Origin of the sequence: Paenibacillus sp. MSJ-34, from assembly GCF_018918005.1 — a bacterium.
Lineage (GTDB): Bacteria > Bacillota > Bacilli > Paenibacillales > Paenibacillaceae > MSJ-34.
The window spans coordinates 1-23,664 of sequence record NZ_JAHLPR010000020.1 but is presented as its reverse complement, the minus strand read 5'-3'; the positions used below and the strand labels follow the sequence as shown (position 1 = coordinate 23,664).

At 52.5% G+C, this 23,664-nt stretch carries 20 protein-coding genes; 6 read left to right on the top strand and 14 right to left on the bottom strand.

Annotated elements, in window-relative coordinates:
* Nucleotides 1–72: 72 nt before the first annotated feature.
* The 5 genes from KQI79_RS11665 to leuC form a co-directional block, all read right to left on the bottom strand.
* Nucleotides 73–2,859, bottom strand: a complete 2,787-nt coding sequence (locus KQI79_RS11665) for an S-layer homology domain-containing protein (RefSeq protein WP_216538413.1) — start codon at nt 2,857–2,859, stop codon at nt 73–75.
* A gap of 252 nt (nt 2,860–3,111) precedes the next feature.
* Nucleotides 3,112–3,612, bottom strand: coding sequence for a GerMN domain-containing protein (locus tag KQI79_RS11660; protein ID WP_216538412.1), 501 nt, complete (start codon nt 3,610–3,612; stop codon nt 3,112–3,114).
* Between the two features lie 15 nt (nt 3,613–3,627).
* Nucleotides 3,628–5,103, bottom strand: coding sequence for an N-acetylmuramoyl-L-alanine amidase family protein (locus KQI79_RS11655; RefSeq protein ID WP_216538411.1), 1,476 nt, complete (start codon nt 5,101–5,103; stop codon nt 3,628–3,630).
* A 421-nt stretch (nt 5,104–5,524) separates the two neighbouring features.
* Entirely contained in the window at nt 5,525–6,127 is a 603-nt protein-coding gene (gene leuD / locus KQI79_RS11650) for a 3-isopropylmalate dehydratase small subunit (protein ID WP_216538410.1), read from the bottom strand.
* Between the two features lie 20 nt (nt 6,128–6,147).
* The gene (gene leuC / locus KQI79_RS11645) at nt 6,148–7,569 is read right to left on the bottom strand and encodes a 3-isopropylmalate dehydratase large subunit (RefSeq protein WP_216538409.1); all 1,422 of its coding nucleotides are present in this window, start codon (nt 7,567–7,569) and stop codon (nt 6,148–6,150) included.
* Between the two features lie 157 nt (nt 7,570–7,726).
* Between leuC and KQI79_RS11640 the strand changes: the two genes are divergently transcribed.
* Together KQI79_RS11640 and KQI79_RS11635 are read left to right on the top strand one after the other, a co-directional pair.
* Nucleotides 7,727–8,644, top strand: a complete 918-nt coding sequence (locus KQI79_RS11640; RefSeq protein WP_216538408.1) for a LysR family transcriptional regulator — start codon at nt 7,727–7,729, stop codon at nt 8,642–8,644.
* Nucleotides 8,645–8,711: 67 nt separating this feature from the next.
* Nucleotides 8,712–9,404: an HAD family hydrolase gene (locus tag KQI79_RS11635; protein WP_216538407.1), complete on the top strand. Its 693-nt coding sequence runs from the start codon at nt 8,712–8,714 to the stop codon at nt 9,402–9,404.
* Between the two features lie 4 nt (nt 9,405–9,408).
* Here the strand turns inward: KQI79_RS11635 and KQI79_RS11630 are convergent, their stop codons facing one another.
* The 7 genes from KQI79_RS11630 to KQI79_RS11600 form a co-directional block, all read right to left on the bottom strand.
* Nucleotides 9,409–9,831 (bottom strand): VOC family protein, encoded by a 423-nt coding sequence (locus tag KQI79_RS11630; protein WP_216538406.1) that lies wholly within the window; start codon nt 9,829–9,831, stop codon nt 9,409–9,411.
* 19 nt (nt 9,832–9,850) lie between these two features.
* Nucleotides 9,851–10,774: a hypothetical protein gene (locus KQI79_RS11625; protein WP_216538405.1), complete on the bottom strand. Its 924-nt coding sequence runs from the start codon at nt 10,772–10,774 to the stop codon at nt 9,851–9,853.
* Between the two features lie 79 nt (nt 10,775–10,853).
* Nucleotides 10,854–11,687, bottom strand: a complete 834-nt coding sequence (locus KQI79_RS11620) for an AraC family transcriptional regulator (protein ID WP_216538404.1) — start codon at nt 11,685–11,687, stop codon at nt 10,854–10,856.
* A 145-nt stretch (nt 11,688–11,832) separates the two neighbouring features.
* The gene (locus KQI79_RS11615) at nt 11,833–12,045 is read right to left on the bottom strand and encodes a twin-arginine translocase TatA/TatE family subunit (protein ID WP_216538403.1); all 213 of its coding nucleotides are present in this window, start codon (nt 12,043–12,045) and stop codon (nt 11,833–11,835) included.
* Nucleotides 12,046–12,064: 19 nt separating this feature from the next.
* On the bottom strand, nt 12,065–12,793 hold the full coding sequence (tatC, locus tag KQI79_RS11610) for a twin-arginine translocase subunit TatC (RefSeq protein ID WP_216538402.1): 729 nt from the start codon (nt 12,791–12,793) through the stop codon (nt 12,065–12,067).
* A 26-nt stretch (nt 12,794–12,819) separates the two neighbouring features.
* A complete protein-coding gene (locus KQI79_RS11605) occupies nt 12,820–14,544 on the bottom strand; it encodes a GMC family oxidoreductase (protein WP_216538401.1) in 1,725 nt (574 codons plus the stop codon).
* A 26-nt stretch (nt 14,545–14,570) separates the two neighbouring features.
* A complete protein-coding gene (locus tag KQI79_RS11600; protein WP_216538400.1) occupies nt 14,571–15,350 on the bottom strand; it encodes a gluconate 2-dehydrogenase subunit 3 family protein in 780 nt (259 codons plus the stop codon).
* 178 nt (nt 15,351–15,528) lie between these two features.
* Between KQI79_RS11600 and KQI79_RS11595 the strand changes: the two genes are divergently transcribed.
* Nucleotides 15,529–15,891, top strand: coding sequence for a c-type cytochrome (locus KQI79_RS11595; protein WP_216538399.1), 363 nt, complete (start codon nt 15,529–15,531; stop codon nt 15,889–15,891).
* A 789-nt stretch (nt 15,892–16,680) separates the two neighbouring features.
* Here the strand turns inward: KQI79_RS11595 and KQI79_RS11590 are convergent.
* Nucleotides 16,681–18,561 (bottom strand): glycoside hydrolase family 3 protein, encoded by a 1,881-nt coding sequence (locus tag KQI79_RS11590; protein WP_216538398.1) that lies wholly within the window; start codon nt 18,559–18,561, stop codon nt 16,681–16,683.
* A gap of 20 nt (nt 18,562–18,581) precedes the next feature.
* A complete protein-coding gene (locus KQI79_RS11585; protein WP_216538397.1) occupies nt 18,582–19,376 on the bottom strand; it encodes a carbon-nitrogen family hydrolase in 795 nt (264 codons plus the stop codon).
* A gap of 139 nt (nt 19,377–19,515) precedes the next feature.
* Here KQI79_RS11585 and KQI79_RS11580 point away from each other — a divergent pair, with 139 nt between their 5' ends.
* From KQI79_RS11580 to proB, 3 genes are all read left to right on the top strand, one after another.
* Nucleotides 19,516–19,980: a hypothetical protein gene (locus KQI79_RS11580; RefSeq protein ID WP_216538396.1), complete on the top strand. Its 465-nt coding sequence runs from the start codon at nt 19,516–19,518 to the stop codon at nt 19,978–19,980.
* Nucleotides 19,981–20,088: 108 nt separating this feature from the next.
* Nucleotides 20,089–21,303: a pyridoxal phosphate-dependent aminotransferase gene (locus KQI79_RS11575; RefSeq protein ID WP_290370072.1), complete on the top strand. Its 1,215-nt coding sequence runs from the start codon at nt 20,089–20,091 to the stop codon at nt 21,301–21,303.
* 1,142 nt (nt 21,304–22,445) lie between these two features.
* Complete coding sequence (gene proB / locus KQI79_RS11570) at nt 22,446–23,543, top strand: glutamate 5-kinase (protein ID WP_216538395.1); 1,098 nt, start codon at nt 22,446–22,448, stop codon at nt 23,541–23,543.
* The last annotated feature ends 121 nt before the right edge of the window (nt 23,544–23,664 follow it).

Genomic DNA, 23,664 nt, shown 5'->3' with positions numbered 1-23,664 from the left:
TAACCTCCTTACAACGGGAAAAACCGTTCCGCCGCGGATGAATCCATGTCAGAACGGTTTGGGGATCAACACTTATAGCTTCTCAATTTCGACAATTTTATCTTTAGTGAAATATATATTAATTTTATCACCATCTTGCAGCGATTGCACGTTTAATATTGTGTCACCTTGATGAATATATGCATTCGGCGCAAGAACGAATTGAATTTTCTCGCCCAAGTTGGCCGTACGTTTCACGTAAACTTCGTTGTACGTCCGATCGAACTTCCAGAAGGACCGCCCGTTCATCTCCGGCAGCACTTTGACAACCGTATTTTGATTGGCGTCCAGACGGATTTCGACCCGTTCTCCCGCTTTCAAGCCGCTCAAGCTGGCGTCGCTGGAGTTGCCGCGTTGGATTTGATAGCTTGTCGTCAATTTGACTTCTTGCGTCTTGCCTTCGAAATCTTTGACGATGATTTTCTGGCTGGACGTATCTACCGCTTCAACTTTGGCGTAAGTCAATTTCACGCGGTGCACCGAAGTCGGAACATTGCCGGCGAACTGAATCGTAACGACTTGCTCCGGAGCCAAATCGGCGAGAGCGCTAAGCTCGTTGTTCTCGTTAAAGACCGGAACGGAATCGATCACATAATCTTCAAAGCGGTTGTCGGCCGTTTTGACGCGCAATTTTTTGTCTTTCGCGTTCACCGTGTCAACCTCGAACTGTACATTCGTTTTGATCGAAATGCGGCCGACTTTGTCTTGCTTGTTGTTCAATTGCGCGGAGACCGGCCCGCCGATTTTCAAATCCGCGAAGGAGGCGTTGTTTTTGCCGTATAAGAATACGGCCGCGTTGCCTTCGTAAGGAAGAACGAGCTCCTTGCCGTTCGCCGTCGTCAGCGTAATCGTCTGTTTGCCGTAATCGATATATTTCAGAATGCCGTCGTATTTATACACCTTTTGCACCATAATCGCCTTGTTGTCGATAAACGTCAAGTTTACGCGCGTCTCGGGCGGCAGATACGCCTCAAGCTCGCTCAGCTTGGTAATGTTCGTGTTGATATCCAGCTTCGTATCTTGGTCGACGTATAGCGTATATGCCGCCGGTTTCGGCTTGACGTTCTCGTCTTGCACGACCAGCAAGTTGTTTTTCGTGTCGTAAAGCACGACGGTCGCTTCGTTCAACGTCTTGACTTTCCGGTTCGAAACGACGATTTTGGTTACTTGGCCTTCGTTATTGATCGCAACCTCGATCATATCACCGCTCTCGGTATCCGCGATCAAATCGTCCAGACTCGCTTTCGCCAATCCGTCGATCGATACTTCCACCCGATCGGCCAAAAATCTGGTTTCGATATTCGATTTATCGTTATCTTTGAAATAGGAAACAAACGTTCTATTATCGTCTAAGTTGAAAAGCATGCCTTTAACCGTATACTCGCTCGTCTGTTTCACTTCGATGGACACGATGACACCGTCTTCGACACGGTAAGAAATCAAATCGGCGGCTTTAATGTCCGCAAGACCGTTCGACAAGTACCGGTCCTTATACCGTACCTCCGCCTTGTCGGCGACCTTGAACGTTTCTTCCTGATTGGCCGAATCTTTCACTTTGACCGTACTTTGAGCCGTATCGACGGAAACGACCGTTCCTTCGCTTACTTTGTTCACCGGGGCGCTCTTCACTTGAACGATTACAATTTTACGATCCTGGGTAAACGTTTCGCGCTTGACTTCAATCGTGCTCTTTTGCGGAAGTTCGCTCAGCTGGATTTCGTTTCCGGCTTGATCGAGGACGGTCACCGAGTTGTCGATGTCCATCAGATTGTCGCCGCCGCTAGCGCCTTGAACGAGCAATTGCGTTTTGCCGCTTGTCGTCAGCAGGCGGTCGAATTTATATTCCGTAGTCTCCATTTGCGGCTTCAAATCCAAAATTTCCACATATGCCGCCGCGCCTTCGTTCTCGATGACGGATACTTTCAAATACGGCTTCACGTCACTCGCGGAAATCGAATATTCGGCATCGAAGCGGAAATAAGCGGCTCCCGGCGTCCGTGCAAAACTATGTATTTTCCCGTTCTGGTCGTATAAATCGAGCGACGTGCTCGTCAGGTTCGTAATGACGCCTTCATATACGTTGCTGTAATTCACATCGATGTATTGACCGCCCCGGCTGAAGAACGTCGCCAACTGCGCTCGCGTTACGTTGCCTTGCGGCTCGAATTTATTGCCTTCAAGCCCCGTCGTCAGCTTGAGCGATACGGCCGCATTGACATAGCCGAGGGCGGAAGGCGAAATTTTGCCGTTGTCCGCGAACGACGTCTGCGTCGTCATCGCCGCTTGGGCTTCGTTTTGCTTGCCGATCGCGCGCACCAATATTTTGGTTACCCATTCGCGCGTCGCTTTTTTGTCGCCCCAAGGCTCTTTCATGTTTTCCTCGGTCATTTCCTCGTTTTTGTCCAGCAGTCCTTTTTGGAAGGCCAAAGCGACATACGGTTTGAAGTAAGTGCCGACTTTAAATTCTTCCTGGAAAGCGACGGAATTGCCCGAATTCACCTCTTGCTCCAAATTCATGAAACGAATCGCCATCGTTACCGCTTCCTGCTGGGTGACGGGATCGTTCGGACGAAATTTGCCGTTATTGCCTAACAAAATTTTCTCCAAAGCCAATTTGGTAATATGCTTTTCCGCCCAAAAGCCGCTTTTCACATCGCTGAAGAGCGGCGCGGACGACGATTGCGTCTGGTTGAATGCAGACGTGTCCGACGAAGAATTTTCGCCTGACAGCCCCCCCGGCACAACTTCCGCGTATGCCGCGCTGCCTGTGCCGAGCACCATCATCGCGGCCAACGTAAACGAAATTACTTTTGCTTTCATATGTATATCTCCTCTCCCTAATTGTTTGGCATCCTGTGAAAGATGTTGCGGTAAAGTCTTCGCGAAGCAAAGCAAATGCCCCGTTTTGCGCAGCAAAACTCGCTTCGGAAGCGCCGCGTCCATGCGCGGGCGACGCCCCGATGCGAGTTTTGACGATCAATTCGAATACTTCCCTTTGCCGTAAGCAAGACTTTATGAACCCGCATATGTTCAAATTCGACACAACTATGCAGGATTCCTGCCTAATTTCTTTTAATTCCTTTGAAAAGGCGATTGCAAATCGACATGTCCCATGAGCGATTCGACTTTTTGCCCGTCTACCAACAGTTCGATCGATTGCACTTCGTCAAATTGGAACATCGTTTGCAGCAATGCATTCACCGCAAGCTCCTCGCCGGGAGCTCCCAGCCGCGCCTCTGCCGGAATATTCATATCCACCGTCAGCGCGCCTTCCTTGTTGTCCGCCGACAGAAACTCCGCCTTCGCCCACAAGGAAATCAAATTCGGGTCGTCCGTGTGCTGCAGAGCTTGCAGCGCCGCCATATATTTTTGATCGGGAGATTCATACGAAATTTCAACGGATTTCTCCGTCAATTCCATCAATTGATCGTCCGTAAAGTATACATGTACGTTCGCCGTCTCGAGCGGAGGCGGCTCAACCGCCCCTTGCTGCTGCTTTGTTTTGGCGCCGCAGCCGGCGAAGACGGCGGCAATAAGCAGCAGAACGAAACTTAACGTTACTATTTTACGCATTAGCGTCACCTCGCCTTATTGTAATCCCAAGTATTCCTTGATGCCGTCTTTAATGGACTGCGCAACCCGTTTTTGGAAATCTTCGTCAAACAGCAATGCTTCGTCCGTCGTATTCGTCAAATATCCGATTTCAAGCAATACGGACGGCATCGTCGTTTCCCGGATAACTACAAAGTTGGCCGTGCGCACGTTGCGATCGGGCAATCCGGCGCCGCGAACTACGTTGCGATGCATCACCTTCGCGAATTCCTCGCTTTGCGGCGTTCGATAATAAACTTCGGTTCCGCTGACGGAAGGCTTATCGATGCTGTTCGCATGAATCGAAACGAATAAATCCGCATCGTTCGAGTTCGCATACCCGGCACGATCGTACAAATCGACAAACGTATCGTCGGATCTTGTCATCATAATTTGAACGTCGGGATCGTTCTCGAATGCGTCTCTTACTTTAAGCGCGAGCGCAAGATTGAAATCCTTCTCGTTGCGTTTGCGTACGCTGATCGCTCCCGGATCGTGGTCCCCATGCCCCGCGTCGATCACGACGACATATTTCCCGTCGGCAGGCTTGTCCGCATTGGAATCCGGAACGGCATTCTCGCTGACGTCTATCATGACCAGGCCGACGTCCGGATCCGTGCTGACCCGGAAGTGATGGCGCTGCTTCAAATCGATGACGATTCGCACCGTAGCGGGCGAGTCCGTAAATTGCGAAAAGCGGATGCTTTCGACGACCGGATGATCTTCCACTTCCACGCGGCCTTGCCCGGTGTTATCGAAACTTTGGCCGCTCAAGAAGGCGTCCGTAAATTTCGTATGCGGCAAATCGACCACGATCCGATCCGGATTCGTCAACGTTTGCTGTTTCGGCTTGACCGAGCCGGCTATGCCGATCCATAAGCGGTCGTTCGCAAACGAGATCGTGCCGACCGACGCCGTTTCGCTCTCGTCCGGGCCGGCCGCGCCGCCATGGTCTTCCGGTCCTTCGCTTGCGCCAGGCTTGCCGACCGTTCCGTCGCCGTCAGACGGCGGGGATGCCGGAGTGGACGGCTCGGTTACTTCGGAACCGTAATCCGCCGTAAACAGGTAGACCGATTTCGTAGCGTTGTCCCAGTCGACGACGAGGCCCATTTGCTCGCCAACGAAGCGAAGCGGAACGAGCGTCGTGCCGCTCTTAATGTACGGAAGCGTGTCGAGCGCAATTTTCTTTCCGTTTACTTCCGCCTCTTTTTTGTCAACCACAAGCTTAATTACTTGATCGCTTTTATGTATGGTCACCGTACGTGTCTTCGCATCCCAATCGACTTGAAAACCTAGCTCCTCTACCACGACACGAAGCGGAATCATGACAGAATTATTCTTCATCGTAATTTCTTCCGGAAGCGATAGTGACTCTCCGTCTAAGTAAAGCGTCGGATTCGTCGCCGCATGTCCCAATCCCGGAATCGCCAGCAATGTGAAACAGAAAAACAGCAGAACAGTTAATTTCCTCATCATTCACCCCTACATTCATCAATTTTTTTGCGTTGCTGCCGCTTCGGACAGGAAATTGTACACGCTTTATATTAGACGTCGAAAACGGGCAAAAGTTGCGAGGTTCTGACAAAAAAAGAGCTTCGGCGACGCCGGTTTCCGGCGTTCGAAGCTCTAGTAAAATTTGCTAGTCGTATTAGATTATAATGCGAGTTCAAAAAGTCAACTTTTCAGCACCGAGAAGGTTGCGAGAACCCGAAGCGTATGCTTCCGAAGCGAGTTTTGCTATGCAAAACTTTCAGGAGGAGCGGAGTGTAGGCAAAACCTGCATGAGCACCTGCAATGTTTCCGGAGGAAACATACTTCGTAAACGCAAGATTCGATGTCGAACATCCTTTCAGACATGCTTGTGATCGAAAGGGGACTTTTTGGACAACCCCTATTAGTATGCAAGTCTCGCTTGATGCTTTTCTTCGTACGCAGCAATTTCCGCTTCGTGCTGCAGCGTCAGACCGATATCGTCCAAGCCTTGCAGCAAAAACTGTCTTCGGTGTTCGTCCAAATCGAATGCGATCTCAAGGCCGTGCTTGTCGGTTATTGTCTTGTTTTCCAAATCGACGGACAATTCGTATCCTTCATGTGCCGCCGTGCGCTGGAACAGCTCTTCTACTTGCTCTTCCGACAGCTTGATCGGCAAAATGCCGTTTTTGAAGCAGTTATTATAGAAAATGTCGGCAAAAGAAGGCGCGATCACGCATTTGAATCCGTAATCCAGAATCGCCCACGGCGCATGCTCACGGGAAGATCCGCAGCCGAAGTTGGCCCGCGAGATGAGAACGGAAGCCCCTTGATAGCGCGGTTTGTTCATTTCGAATTCGTTATTGATATCGCCGTTTTCATGAAATCTCCATTCGAAAAATAGAAATTGTCCGAAACCGGTGCGTTCGATGCGTTTCAAAAATTGCTTCGGAATGATCGCATCCGTATCGACGTTGACGCGGTCGACCGGCGCCACAATTCCTGTCAGTTGTTTGAACGGTTCCATTGTAAATCGTCTCCTCTCTATTACACGATTGCTTCCGTTTTGAATTCCCAGTCGCGGACGTCTACGAACCGTCCCTTAATGGCAGCCGCCGCCGCCATGGCCGGCGATACGAGATGCGTGCGTCCTCCGCGTCCTTGGCGTCCCTCGAAGTTGCGGTTCGATGTCGACGCGCAGCGCTGTCCCGGCTGCAGTACGTCCGGGTTCATCGCAAGGCACATGCTGCAGCCCGCGTCGCGCCATTCGAAACCCGCTTCGATAAACACTTTGTCCAGGCCTTCCTTCTCCGCCTGAATTTTCACCCGTCCCGAGCCCGGCACGACGATCGCCGTCACCCGATCGGACACTTTATATCCTTTGGCCACTTGCGCCGCGGCGCGCAGATCCTCGATCCGGCCGTTCGTGCAGGAGCCGATAAACACATAGTCGACGGCGATATCCGTCATCGGAGTTCCCGGTTTCAAATCCATATACTCGAGCGCTTTTTCCGCCGCTTTCCGCTCGTTCTCCGTCGCAAAGCTCTGCGGATCCGGAACGGCCGACGTAATATCGGTACCCATGCCCGGGCTCGTGCCCCAGGTTACTTGCGGAATCAAGCTGTCCACGTCGAACTCGACGACGCGGTCGTAAACCGCGCCTTCATCGGTCGTAAGCTTCTTCCATTCTTGCACCGCGCGGTCGAACGCCTCGCCTTGCGGCACGTATTCGCGTCCGCGCAAATATTCGAACGTCACTTCGTCGGGAGCGATCAGACCCGCTCTTGCGCCGGCCTCGATCGACATATTGCAGACGGTCATCCGTTCTTCCATCGATAATCCGCGAATCGCCTCGCCCGTATATTCGATAACATATCCTGTCGCGAAATCGGTGCCGTACTTCGCAATGACGCCTAGAATCAAGTCTTTCGCCGTTACGCCCGCTTTACGCTTGCCGACGAAACGGACTTCGAGCGTTTTCGCTTTCGCTTGCTGCAAGCATTGCGTGGCCAGCACATGCTCGACTTCGCTCGTTCCGATCCCGAACGCGAGCGCGCCGAACGCGCCGTGCGTCGACGTATGGCTGTCGCCGCATACGATCGTTTTGCCGGGATGCGTAAGGCCAAGCTCCGGCCCCATAACGTGGACGACCCCTTGATCGATACTGTTCAAATCGAAACATTTTACGCCGAAATCGGCGCAGTTTTTCGACAAAGTGTCGATTTGCTGCTTGGAAATCGGATCCGCAATGTTAAAGCGGTCTTTCGTCGGCACATTATGATCCATTGTCGCAAATGTCAAGTCGGGACGACGGACTTTGCGGTTGCTTAAACGCAATCCTTCAAAAGCTTGCGGCGAAGTTACTTCGTGCACAAGATGAAGATCGATATAAATAATGCCCGGTTTCCCCGCTTCCTGATGGATAACGTGATTTTCCCAAATTTTTTCGTACATCGTTTTTGCCATCATGATTCACCCTTTCTCTGTCGAGCGTCTCGCTCCCTTACACCTTAAAGCGAATATATCATTTCTTTATTCATTGTTCCAAGATATAATATCTATAAGTGTAATAGTTACAAACTATAAGAAAACGATAATCGAAGGAAAACGATACAGGAGGTTTGCCATGGAACTGCGTCAACTTCAATACGCCATTCAAATCGCGGAAGAGCGGAATTTCTCGCGCGCGGCGGAGAAGCTGCACATCGCCCAGCCGTCCTTAAGCCAGCAGTTGTCCAAACTGGAAAGAGAAATCGGCGTTCTACTATTCCAGCGCAATACGAATTCCGTCGAATTAACGCATGCGGGCTCCGTCTTCGTCGCACAAGCGCAGAAGATTGTCGACGCGATGGAACAGCTGAAACAGGAAATGGCCGATATTTCCTCGACGCGCAAAGGCAGGGTCGTCGTCGGCAGCTTGCCGATTACGGGCTCCCACATATTGCCTTACGTGCTCCCGGCGTTTCGGGAGCGTTATCCGGAAATCGAAATCGTTCTGACGGAGGATACGACCGCCAATTTGGAGAAGCTGACCGCCAGCGGCCAGACCGATCTCAGCTTATTGTCGCTGCCGCTCGCCGAACAATCGTTAACGTACGAACCGGTCATCGAGGAGCAAATCGAGCTCGCCGTTCCGCCGCAGCACCGATTGGCCTTGCAGCATGCCAAAAGCGGCGAAGAGGTGCATATTGAGCGATTGCGCGAGGAACCGTTCATCGTGCTGAAGAGAGGGCAAGGATTCCGCCAAATTGCGCTCGATTTATGCCAAAGCGCCGGATTTGCGCCGAATATCGTATTCGAGAGCAGCAATATCGATACGGTTCAGTCGCTCGTCGCCGCCGGCATGGGAATCGCCTTTGTGCCGCAATTTATTGCGCGCGCTAAACGAAGCGAATTTATACCGGTTTATTTGCCGCTGGCAGGCACCGCCCATGCGCCGACACGGACGCTGGTGATCGCCTACCGCAAAGGGCGCTATCTGTCCAAAGCGGCCGAGGCGTTTATCGAATTTTTCACTTCGACGGTGCAAAAGCATTTCCAATGACTGTCGGCGACTGTCGGGGGCAAGGCAAAACAGAAAGTAAACCAACACAGGGAATGGGGAGAAAAAAATGGAACCATGCGGAGTTATTTTCGATGTGGACGATACGATGTACGATCAGTTAAAACCGTTTGATGATACGTTAAGCCGATTTTTCGGGCCTGACCATTCGGTCGACGGGGAAGCGCTGTTCCGAAGAACGCGCCATTACAGCGATACGCTGTGGAACGATTATGCGGCGGGCAGCCTCCGGCTGGAAGAAGTCCGGAGGCTGCGCATCATCCATGCATGCCGCGACTTCGGGCTGGATTTGGCGGAAGAGGAAGCCGACCGGTTTCAAGCCGAATACGAGCAAGCGCAGCGCCGCATCGCTCCGTTCGAAGAAGTGCCCCGGCTGCTGGGCGACTTGCGCCGGAACGGTTATTTGGTGGGCATTATTACAAACGGTCCCGTTAAGCATCAACGCGATAAGATCGACCGTTTAGGCTTGAGCCGGTTCGTCGAAGAGCGGCATATTCTGGTTTCGGACGAGCTCGATTTCGCCAAGCCCGACTCCCGCATTTTCGACGTATACCGGGCGAGAGTCGGACTCCCCGCCGAGCGTCTCATCTATGTCGGGGACAACTGGGTGAACGATATCGCCCCGTCCATCGAAGCCGGCTGGCGGGCGATCTGGTTCAATCACCGGCACAAGGCTCCCGAATCGAATCATAAGCCGCTCGCGGAGATCGATTCGATCGATCGGATCAGGGATTATCTGTAGCCTTCTATTCTTCGAGCTCCCATGCCGGATTCCAGACGACTTCCCATAAATGGCCGTCCGGATCTTGGAAGTGGCCGGAATATCCGCCCCAGAAAGTGTCGTGCGCCGGGTCCGTAATCGTGGCGCCGGCTTTTCCGGCCTGTTTCATCACTTGGTCGACTTCTTCCTTGCTGGCTACATTGTGGCCGATCGTAAATTCGGTCGGACTGTTGTGAGTGCGGACAACCTTCGCCTCATGGGCAAGATCTTCGCGTTTCCAAATGGCGAGCTTCACGCCGTTCTGCAAGTCGAAGAAGGCAACGGCCCCATGCTCGAATTCGGTGCCGACGATCCCTTCCGTCGGCAGCCCCAATCCGTCGCGGTAAAATGCCAACGCTCTTTCCAGATCGTCCACGCCTAACGTAAGGACTGAAATTCGCGGTTTCATCAATGAATCCTCCTCCTCGTTATTGCTCTTCCGCTGCGGTTGAACCGAGACGATTGTAATTCCGCAGCGTTCGCAGCGATTGCAATGTAATGATCCCTTTCCATTCTTCCTTGGCATTCCGCCATTCTTCCTCGTACTGGTACCAAGTCCAGTTAGGCGCCCATGCCCCGTCCTCGCCTTGGCCGGCGATCAATGCATCCAATTCGCCCGGAATGATGTCTGCATATTTCCCGTAATAACGCGATTTCGGCGAATCGGCTACTTGCAGCGGTTCAGCCCCGTAACCTTTGCGCTGCTTGGGATCCGTCGGAACGCAGTTATCGAGGAAGAGCCGCATCTTGGCTTCGATTGCCGCACGCTCCCCTTCGTCAAGCCGCTCGGCCAAACGCAAGAAGCAGAACATTTCATGCATTTCCTTCAAATCGCATTCATTCTGCAAATAGTCGACGGCATAACGGACGAGCATATCGAGCTTGTCATAGGTTACGAGTGATCGGTAGTCCAGAAAATAAGCGACGATATCCGCATTCGGATTGCCCCAATGATCGGAGAAGGCGCCGTAGTTCCACCAGACCGCGCGCGGAGCGTTCTCCGCTTCGGGCGGGATAATATCCCAACCGCGCCGCTCGTCCCGATACGTTGCTGCCAAATAGTCGAGCGCTTTCCGTACGATCGCATTTCTCTCATCCGAAGGCGGCAACAGTCCCAAGATCTCAAGTCCGCGCGTCGTCGCCAAAGCGGACGATTCTTGACAGCGGAGATCGGGCTCCAATCCGCGGCCGAACCCGCCGTCCGCATTTTGAAACTTTACGAGCTCCTCCAACACTTGAGCGCTTGAATCCGATTCGAACTCATATGCATAGATTGCGCGTTCCAGCGGTCTTGCATGCTGCTTCATAAAGGACCGTGCCAGCGCCAAACGCGACGGATCGACAATATTCATCGGTATTCCTCCCCAACGATAAATTCACTAACCATTATCGCACGCTTAGGCCGTTTCGAATTGTAAAAAACGGACAACCTTACTTCATTTCCGTACTTGCTTTAAAAACCTGATTGGGAGACAACCCGTAATAGCGTTTAAAATGATGGATAAAATGCGGCTGATCGTAGTATCCGTATTTTGCGGCAAGATCGGTTAAGCGAGCCTGCGAGCCGCGATAAAGCTCTTGCAGCAAATATTGAAACCGGACAATGCCCGCAAATTCTTTCGGCCCGGCACCCAACTCGCGCTGAAACGTTCTTCTTATATTTCTTTCGCTGTAATTCAAATGTTCCGCCAAGGAGCGGATGGAAATAAGGCCTTGGCTTGCGTAAATGTATTGCATGCTCGTGAACAGCAAATCGTCCGTATCGGATTCGGATCGAATCAACCGTTGCAATAACGCGTCTTCGACTTGTTCAATGATTTCCGCAGTACCGTTGCTTGCCATGATTTGTTCCGTTAACATCAAGGCGTGATTGCCCCATATATGTTCCAGATATACATGATGCCCGGTGCCGGTAAATTCGGAGACGGGATAGCTTATAAAGCGGCGTACGGTATCCGAGTGGAAACGAATGCCGAATAAGGAGTGCTCGCCTGACAGGTTCATCGCTTCAAACCCCGTCATCAACCCCGCCACGAAACCCCCTTTGGCAAATGAAGGCGATCTCAGGTCAAATATAATATCGACGCAGCCATCCGGTATGATACGATGCAACCGGCTCGAACCCGACGCGCGGAAGTCGACGGTCCAATAGCAAGCGACATAAGGTTTCAGGCTGTCGCCGGGCGCATATTCCCGATACCGGTAGTTCGGATCCGACCATTCCTGCTGCAGCGTCGGCGGTTGAAGTGGAATAAAAGTTCGCATGTGCCTCCCGCTCCCTTTCGTTTTAAGGTATGTATACAGTACCATGTTATCGGGACATCGCGCAAAAAAATGCAGCCCCAATTGCAACAATAGGATGCGTTGCAGAGGGCTGCATGCGAATCATGAATGTAGTGCCGATGATATGTCAAATCAATTTCGGCAGGTCGTCTTCCTTATTCTGCGCCTTTGCATCGTTAACCGTCTCGTCCGGTTCCTCGATGTTTCTCGTCGAGTTGCGGAATTCCCGCAGCGTATCGCCAAACGCTCTGCCGAGCAGCGGCAGTTTGGCCGGGCCGAACACGATCAGAGCGATCATTAAAATAATGACCAGTCCCGAAACGCCAATATTGTTCAACATCGGATTCGCCTCCTTTCCGTTAGTTCGTGGGCAATGCGGCAAGCTTCCGATAGTAGCGGCCGGATAACAACAAACTCGTTTCAAACAGCAAAATAAGCGGTACGGTCACCGATAAATGCGACACGAAATCGGGAGGCGTAATGCAGGCGCCAACGACCGCAAGGAAGACGTAAGCGTATTTTCTCGTTTTTTTGAGCCTCTCCGGCGAGAGCAATTTCAGTTTGGTGAGAAACATGACGACGATCGGCATTTCAAAGGCGACTCCAAGCGGAAAAACGACATTGAACAGAAAGGAGAAGTAGTTGTCGATGCCGTACGTTTCCACCGCGCCGACGCTTTGGTTCATCTGTTCCATAAATCCGATCATCATCGGAAATACGCCGAAATAGCCGAATGACACGCCAAGGAGAAACAGGGCGAACGACGCCGGGACGTAAGCCAGCGTCCCCTTCGCTTCGCTCTCCGTCAGCCCGGGCCGCACGAAGGCCCAGATATGATAGAGCAGCACCGGCAGCGTAAACAACACCGCGAATACGAAAGCGCATCTCATATACAGAAATAGGCCGTCCGTAAACGAAAATACGTTCCACTCTATTTTGCTCGCAGCCGGCATCTCCTTAATCCGCGTTAAAATTCGCGGGGAGGCGTAGAACCCGACGCATAATGCGGCGAAAAACCATATGCTTATCATAATCAACCGTTTGCGCAATTCGGCTAAATGGCTGATCCATTGCTCCAGATGTTCCACCGAATCACCTCCAGCTTCTTCCTGCATTAAACGAGCGAACCGCCGCCTTGCTTCATATATTTGGCGATTCCTTCCGCCGCCCGGTAGGCTAGGGCGCCGACCGTCGCTGTTGGATTGTATCCGCTATTGTGAGGAAATGCCGAAGCGCCGACGACGAACAAGTTATCGACATCCCACATTTGCAAATAATTGTTGACGGCCGACGTGCCGGGATCGGATCCCATAATGACTCCGCCCGTATTGTGGGTGGATTGGTACGGGACGATGTTGTACGAAACCAATTCTCCCGACGTCTCTTGTTTGGTAGGCTTCATCTCTTTCATGACCTGAGCCGTCTTCTCCGCCATAAATTTGACGAGATTGCGGTCTTGATCTTCGAAGTCGTACGTAATGCGCAAGAGCGGCAATCCGTATACGTCCTTATAGGTCGGATCCAAATCCAAGTAATGATGCCTCCACGGCATATTCGCTCCTTGCGCGCCGACGCTGAGCACACGGTTCGCGTATTTGATCGAAGCTTGCTTGAATTCCTTGCCCCAAGACGGGACGTCATGCGGAATTTGGTTGCTGGCGATCGGACGGTTTCCGGTTTGCGATATGCGTATGCCGGCCCCGTGAATGAAATCGAGGTCGGAATGGTCGAAGTTGTCGCCGTTGAAGTCGTCGAATTCGACGCCCAACGAACCGGCTCCCGCATACGTGTTGAATTGTTTATCGTCGAAAAAGCCCGTCGTCGCGCCGCCGTTGACCTGGTAAGCGTAATTTTTGCCGATTACGCCCGTGCCCGTCTTCGGATCGTACGGTTTGCCGAGCTTGGATGTAAGCAGCAGCCGGACATTATTGAACACATAGCTTGCGAGAACGACGATGTCGGCAGGTTGCTCGTATTCTTCCATCGTCATGGCGTCTCTATAAACGACCCCTGTCGCTTTTTTGCCGTCATGCAATATTTTCGTCACATTGGCGTACGTCCGGTATTCGAAGTTCCCCGTTTTTTCCGCTACCGGAATGACGGTTACGACCGGATCGGCTTTCGCCCCGTATTCGCATCCGAAACGTTCGCAGTAAGCGCAATATTGGCAAGCGGCCCGCGCAATGCCGTCGGGATTCGTATAATTTTCCGACAGGTTGGCGGACGGCATCGCATACGGATGGTAACCGAGCTTCTTGGCCGCTTCCTTAAACATGTTCAAGGCCGGCGACATTTTCATCGGCGGGGTAGGAAACGGGTTGGAGCGTTTGCCTACCATCGGATTTTGCTCCGCTTCTCCCGAAATGCCCGCCATTTTTTCGTATTTGTCGAAATAAGGCTCCAATTCGTCGTATGTAATGCCCCAATCTTGAATCAGCATGCCGTCGGGAATTTTCTTCTTCCCGTAACGCTCGACCGTTTTCGAATAAATCTCGAAGTCGTACGGCAAAAATCGCAGCGATTGGCCGTTCCAGTGAATCCCGGCTCCTCCGACACCTTCGCCGAGCAGGAAAGACCCGTACTCCCGCATCGGAACCGCACTCATTTTCTCATTGTTGCGAAACGTAATTGTTTCTTTGGACAAATCCTGCATCAAATCGTATCGCAACGCGTAACGCAGCTCATCATGCACCATATAATAATCTTTCGTCGATCTTCCTTTGCCCCGTTCCAGCGCGACCACTTTCGTACCGTTTTTCGTCAATTCGGAGGCGATAATGCCGCCGACCCATCCTAATCCGACGATAACTACCGGCACTTTATCCATTTTCTTTGCCATCGTTTCTCACCTCTTCTCTCAATTCGTTAATGGGCGGACATATGATCGTGCAAGCTTGCGGGCTCGATTTTGACAAATTCCTCTTTATCGATAATGTCGAGGTAACTCATCTGATTGCCGGGATAATTGCGCATCCTCCACCCTTGCATATCTTTGTTCCCTCCGTACAGCGGATCGGAGTATACCCCTTCCAACGTCAGCGATAATAGCAATTTGAAAAAGTTAAGGCTCGTCGCGCCGTTAATTTTGACGCCTTCGCCGTTTTGAATTTGTTCCAACACCGCGTCCTGTTCCTCGGCGGCCAAATCGGAGAACGATTTCTTGTATTTTTTCTGGCTTAAGTCCTGCATGGCGGCGAGCCCGAGCGTAAACAAATCTTTGCGGCGAATGCTCGGATAATTTCCTTGCGTTTTCTCGCCCGCGATGAAGGGACCCATCATATATTCCCTTGCATTTACGCCCCACAGGCTGGCCAACTGATGGTCGATATAATACGCCACTCCCAGACCTTTCGCGCCGGGGCCGAGCTCGTCCTCCGGATAAAGGCGTTCGGCAGCGGCTTCCGTCAACGCGAATTGCTCTTGATTGAAAAACATTAACGCGCGATTGTAGTCGCGTGTCGGTTTTTCACCCGGCTTCTGTCCCGGCGCCGGCGGAGGAGCCGGTTTGGTCTTCTTCGTATTGGCGCCGATCAATCCGCCGATGACGCCGCCGACAACGACGCCGCCGAGGGCCGTCCCCGAATATTTTAGAAATTTGCGCCGGGATTCGTCCGGCGGCTGCTTGATCTTGTTCTCTTCTGGCATAGTAGATCTGACCTCCAGAATAATTAATTCGATGGAGTCAGTATTTTCAATTCGAGTATCGATTATGCAAAATAGGGCGTGACGTCCGTTTCAGGGAAAGAGAGTTGCCGCATGCGAATGAAAGATCGCAAATTGGTAAAGCTAATGGTGATTTTATAGACTTCGAGGAGGGTTCCATATGCGCAAATACAAGTTGGTGTGGGTCATCGCGGCAATTGCGGCGCTGCTAATAACGGTAACGGCCTGCGGTGCGAAATCGAAGCCGCCGGAAACGCAAACGCCCGCTCCGGGGGGAGAAACGGGAACGCCAAGCGCCACGGTCGACGCGGACGCCATTGTAAAACAAAATTGCATCAGCTGCCACGGCGGCAATTTGGAAGGCGGCGTCGGACCGAGTTTGCAGGCGGTCGGCGGCAAATACGACCGAAACCAAATCCACGATATTATCGCCAACGGACAAGGAGGCATGCCTCCGTTCCAGGACAAACTGTCCGCCGACGAAATTTCCGCAGTCGCCGACTGGTTGGCAGCGAAAAAATAACATTCATATCATGGGAACGTGAAAACATGCGAAATGCCCCGTTTTTATTAGGAGTATGTTCCGCATGTTTTTTGTATGGCTGGTAGACGAAAAATCATACAAATCGAGTGGCGCCCCGCTGGCGTTGCATCGAAGAAAACTGCAGATTCGACTTCATGCAAGTTCTCCTGCGAGATTGCCCGGCAACTCACGTGGCGAATACCAATTCCTTCAAAAATGCACGTGTTTACCCATCGAAAAAGTTGCAGGCTTTTGAATGAAAGATCCTTCATTGACTGACTATTCCTTCCCGCTGGGGCGGATGTTTTGCAAAGATGCAATGGCGTTGCATTGAGAAATTGCTATCCGGACCGTACGACCGTTATTATGCGTCAAAACCGCTTATTCGCTGTTTCAGCGGACATTGGCTCCGTTATCCGTTCGTCGCAGGGCTTATTTTTACGCTTTTACCGCGAATAAAGGATCGTCTGTCCGCAAATTGGCCGAAATCGGGTCATTTGTCACAATTAGCGTCTCCTGTGTCCGCGAACTTGGGGAGCAGGGCGGTAGAAGTTAATGCAACGCCAGTGGCAAAGATGACTACTTTGCTGCGTCATCCTAGCCTGTTTGAAAATTGATGCAATGCTAGTGACGACGCGTTTAGTTGCAAAAATTACGTCATTCCGATCATTAGCTCCGGGAAATACCGGTACTTCCGCTTGCTAATGAATGATAACAAAGTAGCTCATGATTTTCCGCTCACTAAAGAGACCCCGCGTCCAAGATCGAAGCGAGGTCTTCTTTGGTTTGTTAGGGGCTATCGTTTTGCCCGCTGCCGCGCGCGTACATCATCGTTCGGCTCTTTAAGTCCGGAATGTCCACAGGCAGCTTGCCCGTCGGCTCGATTTCTCCGAATACGGCGCGCACTCCCGCGTCGGTATTCGCGCTGGACGGTACGCCGTATACGGCCAAGTAGGCCGATGCTTCAGGAATATAACGAATATCGTACGGCGAACCGACCGCCAGGACGGCCGCCTTCTTGCCCAGATCGGCGATGGTGTTCAGCGTAGCCGCGACCGCATCCCGCTGCGTCCCGTCCGTATGCAAATTGTTCGTGACGATCAAAATATGGTCGGCCGCAGAGAGCGAATTTCGCTGCTCTTTCGTCAACGATTCGGACATCTTCCAACCGCTGAGTTGGAACGCCCGTCCGGCCGTCGTCCGTTCGATCGATTTGCGGATCGCATCATAGGCGTTGCCGGGTGCGATAAGAACGAGCTTCGTCCCTCGCGCCGTTTCGAAAGGCAGCAAGCCGTCTTCGTTTTTCAGCATCGTTACCGCCTTTTCGGCAATTTCCCGTTCCATTGCGGCAGCTTCCTTGTCGGCGAAAGCCGCTTTCGCGTCCGCCAACTGTTCTTTCACCGAGACAAGCGGCTCTTCCAACAATCCGCGCTTCTCTTTCAACGTCAGGATCCGTTCGACGCTTTCATCGATTCGTTCTTCCGGGATACGACCGTCCTTCACGGCCGCGGCGATATTGTCGACCGTTTGGCGCGGATGCGGCGGCATAAGCAGCATATCGACTCCCGATTGTACGGCCGTCACATCCGCCTCCTCTTCCCCGAATTGCGAGACGATCGCCTGCATATTCAGGGCGTCCGTCACGAGGATGCCTTCATAGCCCATTTCTTTCCGCGCGATGTCCGTCAAGAAGCGGGGGGACAGCGTCGCCGGAAGCGTAATTTCCGAACCGTCCTTTTTGGAGACGGCGGTGGCGGTTTCGATATGAGGAAACGTAATATGCGCGGTCATAATCATATCGACGCCATCGGCGGCGGCCTGTTTAAAAGGCACGAGTTCAACCTCTTCCAGGCGCGTCATATCGTAAGGAACGGTGGGCAAGCCGAGATGCGAATCCACATCCGTATCGCCATGTCCGGGGAAATGCTTTGCCGTTGCGGCAATTCCCGCCTCGTGAAATCCGGCGATCATCGCCGTCCCAAGCCGGGCCACGTCATGCGGGTCCGAACCGAACGAGCGCAAGCCGATAACCGGATTGTCGGGATTGTTGTTCACGTCAAGCGAAGGCGCGAAATTCAGATTGAAGCCTAACGCCTTCAACTGTTTGCCGATGTAGCGGCCGGTTTCGCGCGCGTACCGCTCGTCGCCGGCGGCTCCTATGGCCATGTTTCCCGTAAACTTCGTTCCCCAAGGAAAACGAACGACGGTTCCGCCCTCTTGATCGATTGCCGTCCAAATCGGCAGCGCCGCCGCCTCCTTCAAATCATGCAGAAGCTGTACGGTATGTTCCAGCGAAGGTACGTCCTTCCGGAATAAAATGACCCCGCCGTAATGCCGGCCTTTCAATAGCTTGGCCGCCTCTTCCCCGTTCGCCGCGCCGAGCGAGTTCAAATCGACGATCAACATTTGTTCGATTTTCTGCTCTAAAGTGAGTCCGTCCATCAAGCTTCGCACCGCTTCGCTCGTCTGATCGGCAGGCGGAAGCTCGTCTTCCGGCTCTTCGCCGGTTTCGGTATTGCCATTGTCGTTCGAATCTGCCGGTTGCTGCGATTGATTCGTGCCGGCTGCGGGCGGAATACGATCCGGACGCGCGTAATTCCACCATACAAATCCGATGACAAGACATACAATGACGGCTGTAACGCTCCAACCGACCGCCTTTTTATTCATCATCATCACTTCCGTATTTTTTAATATAAGTTCGGTCTTCGGTCCGCAAAGACAGGTATCGTGCTGCGAACTTTGTCCGCAAGCGCCAAATCGATGTTTGCCGTAACGATCGTTTCGATCGTGCCGCCTTCGGCAACCGTTTCGCCCCAAGGGTCGACAATCATCGAATGGCCGAAAAATTCCGTCGTCCCGCTGACGCCGACGCGATTGCACGATATGACGTACATTTGATTTTCGATCGCTCTGGCCGTGAGGAGCGTTCTCCAATGATGCTGGCGAGGATTCGGCCATTCGGCCGGCACGAACAGCATTTTCGCGCCCGAAAGCGCCAGTTTGCGCGACAGTTCTGGAAAGCGGATATCGTAGCATATCATCATCCCTGCCGGTATCCCTTCGATTTCAAACTTGCCCGCCCGATCGCCCGCTGTCAAATATTTCTCTTCTTCCATGAGCCGGAACAGATGAATTTTCGAATATTGCGCCGTCATCGTTCCGTCGCGGTCGAACACGTACATCGTATTAAGAATATCGTCTCCCCGCTTCTCGGCGATCGACCCGGCAACGATATGCACCTGATGGGCTTTGCTCAATGCCGACATCACTTGCTTCGTTCTTTCTCCGTTACGATCCGCGATTTGATGAATGCGGTCAAGCGCATAACCGGTATTCCACATTTCAGGCATGACGATAATATCCGGTTTATCGGCGGTAGAAGCGGCCTCCGCAATCATTCGTTCCGCGTTTGCGAAATTCGTGTCCGGTTCTCCGATCCTGATATCCATTTGCAGCAGCGATATCCGCACTTGCTCCGTCATAGCGGCATCCTCCTTTGGGGTGGTTTCCTTCGAATCTTTTTTTATCATATCGTGTCATGGTTCCATGTCAAGATGGGCACATTATAACGTGATATCCGCAGGATACGCAAATTCGATCCCTCATTAAAGGAGTTTTATCATGAGCAAATTAAGTATTGGTCGTTGCAAATTGTTGTCGATCGCCGTCATCGTCGCCATGCTGATCGTCTCCGCGCCCGCGCACATCTTCGCCGAGCCAAATCAATCTGCGAAGGCGGATCCCGTCCAAGTCTACGATATGGGTGCGGAAAAGGTAACGAAAATCGTTCCGAACAACGCCGAATATCAGCGGGAAGCCCTGTCCTGGCTGCAATCGGCGACCGGCTTGGCCGTTCAATTGGACCTTGACGAAAAATGCGGCTACATTTACAAAGTGCCGCTGGAACGCACGGCGGATGTCGATATCGAAGGCGTGAAAGTGCAGGTGAATGACGTCTTTTTGATCCACTGTCCGCATAAAAAGCCGCTGCTATTAGTATTTTCCAAAAAAGAACGCAAGCCGTATTTGCTAGTCTTTAAAGCGGACATCAAACCGTTTCTCGAGTTGATTCATCAGGCGAAATAGCGGAATTCCTCTATACACTCCGGTGAAAACATGCTAAATTAAGTATAATTATCGGAATGAACGGTTTTCGTATGAACCGGATGTGGATGGAGTGAACTGAGAATGTACATGCCGAAAAAAACGACCGCACAAGAACCGCCAGGCAGCGTCATGCCGATTGAAGCCGCAGTGCGAATGCAAAGGCTGCCCAAACAATTTTTCGCCGGATTAGCGCAAAAGGCGAGCGCGCGTATCGCGGAAGGCCATGATGTCATTAACCTTGGGCAGGGAAATCCCGACAGGCCTACTCCGCCACACATCGTAACCGCTTTGCAAGAGGCTGCGGCCAATCCGCTTTACCATAAATATCCGCCTTTCAGCGGATTTTCTTTCTTAAAGGAAGCCGTCGCCGAGCGATACGCCCAAGATTACGGCGTCGAGCTCGATCCGGAAACGGAAGTGGCCGTACTATTCGGCGGAAAGACGGGATTGGTGGAAATTAGCCAAATATTGCTGAACCCCGGCGATGTATGCCTCGTTCCCGATCCCGGTTATCCCGATTATTGGTCCGGCGTCGCCCTGGCGGGAGCCGAGATGGCGTTCATGCCGTTGACGGAAGCCGGCGGCTATTTGCCCGATTTCGGCGCGATCGATGCGGAAACGCTGCGCAAAGCGAAGTTGATGTTTCTCAACTATCCGAACAATCCGACAGGAGCGACGGCAAGCGCCGCTTTCTATGAAGAGGCGATCCGGTTCGCCGAACGGCACGGCATTGTGGTGGCGAGCGACTTCGCCTACGGCGCGATCGGTTTTGACGGAAACCGCCCCGTCAGCTTCCTGGAACAGCCGGGCGCCAAAAGCGTCGGAGTGGAATTTTATACGCTCTCCAAGACGTATAACATGGCCGGATGGCGGGTCGGATTTGCGCTCGGAAATCGCGAGGTGATTCGATTGATCAACCTGATGCAGGACCATTACTACGTCAGCCTGTTCGGCGGCATCCAAGCGGCGGCGGCGACCGCGCTGACCGCTTCGCAGCAATGCGTAACCGATCTGGTCGATAGGTACGAACGGCGCCGAAACGTCTTTTATCGCGCATTGCATCGAATCGGATGGCAAGCTTCGCCTTCGAGCGGATCGTTTTTCTGCTGGCTGCCGGTTCCGAAGCCGTTTGGCTCTGTGGAGTTCGCCGATATGCTGCTTGCGCAGGCGAATGTCGTCGTCGCGCCGGGCGTCGGGTTCGGCGCTCACGGCGAAGGCTATGTGCGCGTAGGCTTGCTGACGAACGAGGAACGGCTGGAAGAAGCCGCCGAGCGAATCGGCAGATTGAACTTGTTCGGCTAGTAACGGGATCGGCGGATCGCCGGAGAACTGCGGCAATCCGTTCCTTTGGGCATTGCTGTCCGACAGCGCCCTATGGGAACAGCAAGCGTATGGCCGGCACCGTGCCGGCTTCCCTTTACAACCGTTGGAATCTCATGTATTCTTATAAGAAAAGAAACGTTATGACGGGACCAGTAAAAAAGAAAGTGACGCTTCAGAGAGCAAGTTCCAAAGGCTGCAAGAACTTGCCGTCGGACGCTTTTTGAACCTACCCCCGAACGGCCGGCCGAAATGCCGGACAGTGCCTACTGTTACAAGGCATGCGAGCAGGGCGATGCAAATCGCCAAAAAAGGTGGTACCGCGGAAGCCAGACTTTCGTCCTTTTCAAGGGATGAAGGTCTTTTTGTTTACGACGAAGGAAGCATACGTAGGGGCACTAGATCTCGGCGGCTGCCGTTTTCGGGTAGTGCGCGTCATGGCTGCCGCGATGCTTCCGCTCGTTTGCGCCCTTTGAACCGTTTTTGGCGCACAGTAGCTGCTGAGGTCCCTTCCTTGCTCGATGAAACAGGCGCTACTGAGCATAGTAACTGCAATTATCTAATTTCTCGATCAAAACCGCTTTTTGAGCGCAGTAGCTGCAATCATCCATCTAATGAAGTTCGTTTCACCGATTTTAGGGTCCATTGGGCAAAAATAGCTGGATTTTTGCAGTTGCTCGGGTGAAATTTGCTGAAATCGGCTTTTGTAAATGGATTTTTGCAGTTACATAGGCTTTCGAAGCACTAGCGTTGCACCGAATGTTTTACTGCGTTTCAAACCGATGATTGCGATAGGGATGAACAAGGTTAACGGATTTTGGAGGCCTTATTTGATCCAATAACGCAATTTTGGCGGTGTTAGCGGATTTTGAGGGCTCTATTTTTGTCGAAACTTCACAAAACCAAGGATCCTCAGCCGATCGCGACATGTTAACGGTTCGAAAATCCGTTAATTCCAAATATTCGACTGGAATTCAAAAAATAAGACCTCGGAAATCCGTTATATTTCCATGGTACCGCATCCCAGCTAGAAGATTTAATGCAACGCTAGTGCTTTCGAAGCGAGTTTTGATCGAAGCCTGGTCAAAGATGTAACGCTCTCAAAACTTTTAGGAAGTGATTTCATGCATCGCATCGTTGTAAAAATCGGCAGCAGTTCGCTCACGTCGGACGAAGGCGGATTAAACCGGGATAAAATCGTTTTTTTTGCGCATGAGCTGGCCCAGCTTGCAGCTTCGGACACCCAGGTGCTGCTTGTCACCTCCGGCGCCGTGGCGGCCGGTTTCCGGCAGATTGGGTATCCCTCGCGCCCCAAGCTGCTGCATGAGAAGCAAGCGGCGGCCGCGGTCGGTCAAGCATTGCTCATGCAAGCGTACCAAGAAGCGCTTGGCGCTTACTCGATCTGCGCGGCGCAAATCTTGTTGACCCGTTCCGACTTCAGCAACCGGAATCGGATCCGCAATGCGCAAATGACGATCGAGGAACTGCTGCGGCAAAAGATCGTCCCCATTATTAACGAAAACGACACCGTATCGGTCGATGAGCTGAAGTTCGGGGATAACGATATGCTCTCCGCCCTTGTCGCGAACCTGGTCAAAGCGAACGGACTGATCATCATTACCGATACCGACGGGTTATACACGGCCGATCCGCGGAAAGATCCGGCGGCGAAGCGGCTGGAACGGATCGGTGAAATTACCGACGAAATCTATGCCGTCGCCGGAGGTTCCGGTTCCGCCGTCGGCACAGGCGGCATGCGCTCGAAGGTCGAAGCGGCCAAAGTGGCGATGCGCGGCGGCGTCCCGACGTTCGTCGGAAAAGTGGCGGAACGCGGCGATTTGCAGCTAGCCGTCTACGGAAACGGCAAAGGCACGTACTTCGATACGCAGCGCCACTCGCTGCCGATGAAGAAACAGTGGCTCGGCTTCCACTCGACCCCGCGCGGCAAAGTATTCGTCGACAGCGGTGCGGAAGCGGCGCTCATCTCCCGGGGCAAAAGCTTGCTTCCCGTCGGAGTGAAGCATGTCGAAGGAGACTTCCGTTCGGGCGATGTGATCGAGGTCTTTAACATGGACGGCCAAGTGATCGGGCGCGGAATCGTCAATTACGATTCGACGCAGATTCGCGCCGTCGCAGGCCTCAGCACCGACGAAATTCAAAAACGCATCGAGCTCCCCCGCGCGGAAATTATTCACCGCGACGAATGGATATCTTTGAAATAAACATAGGATCTCGGAATAAACCGGGCGATTGAGGCTCAATTTGGGGTGCTTGAGTTAAAATTATCGATGTAAACGTGTTTTTGAAAGCAATTTTCAAAAATGCGTATGCTAAAGAACCCGA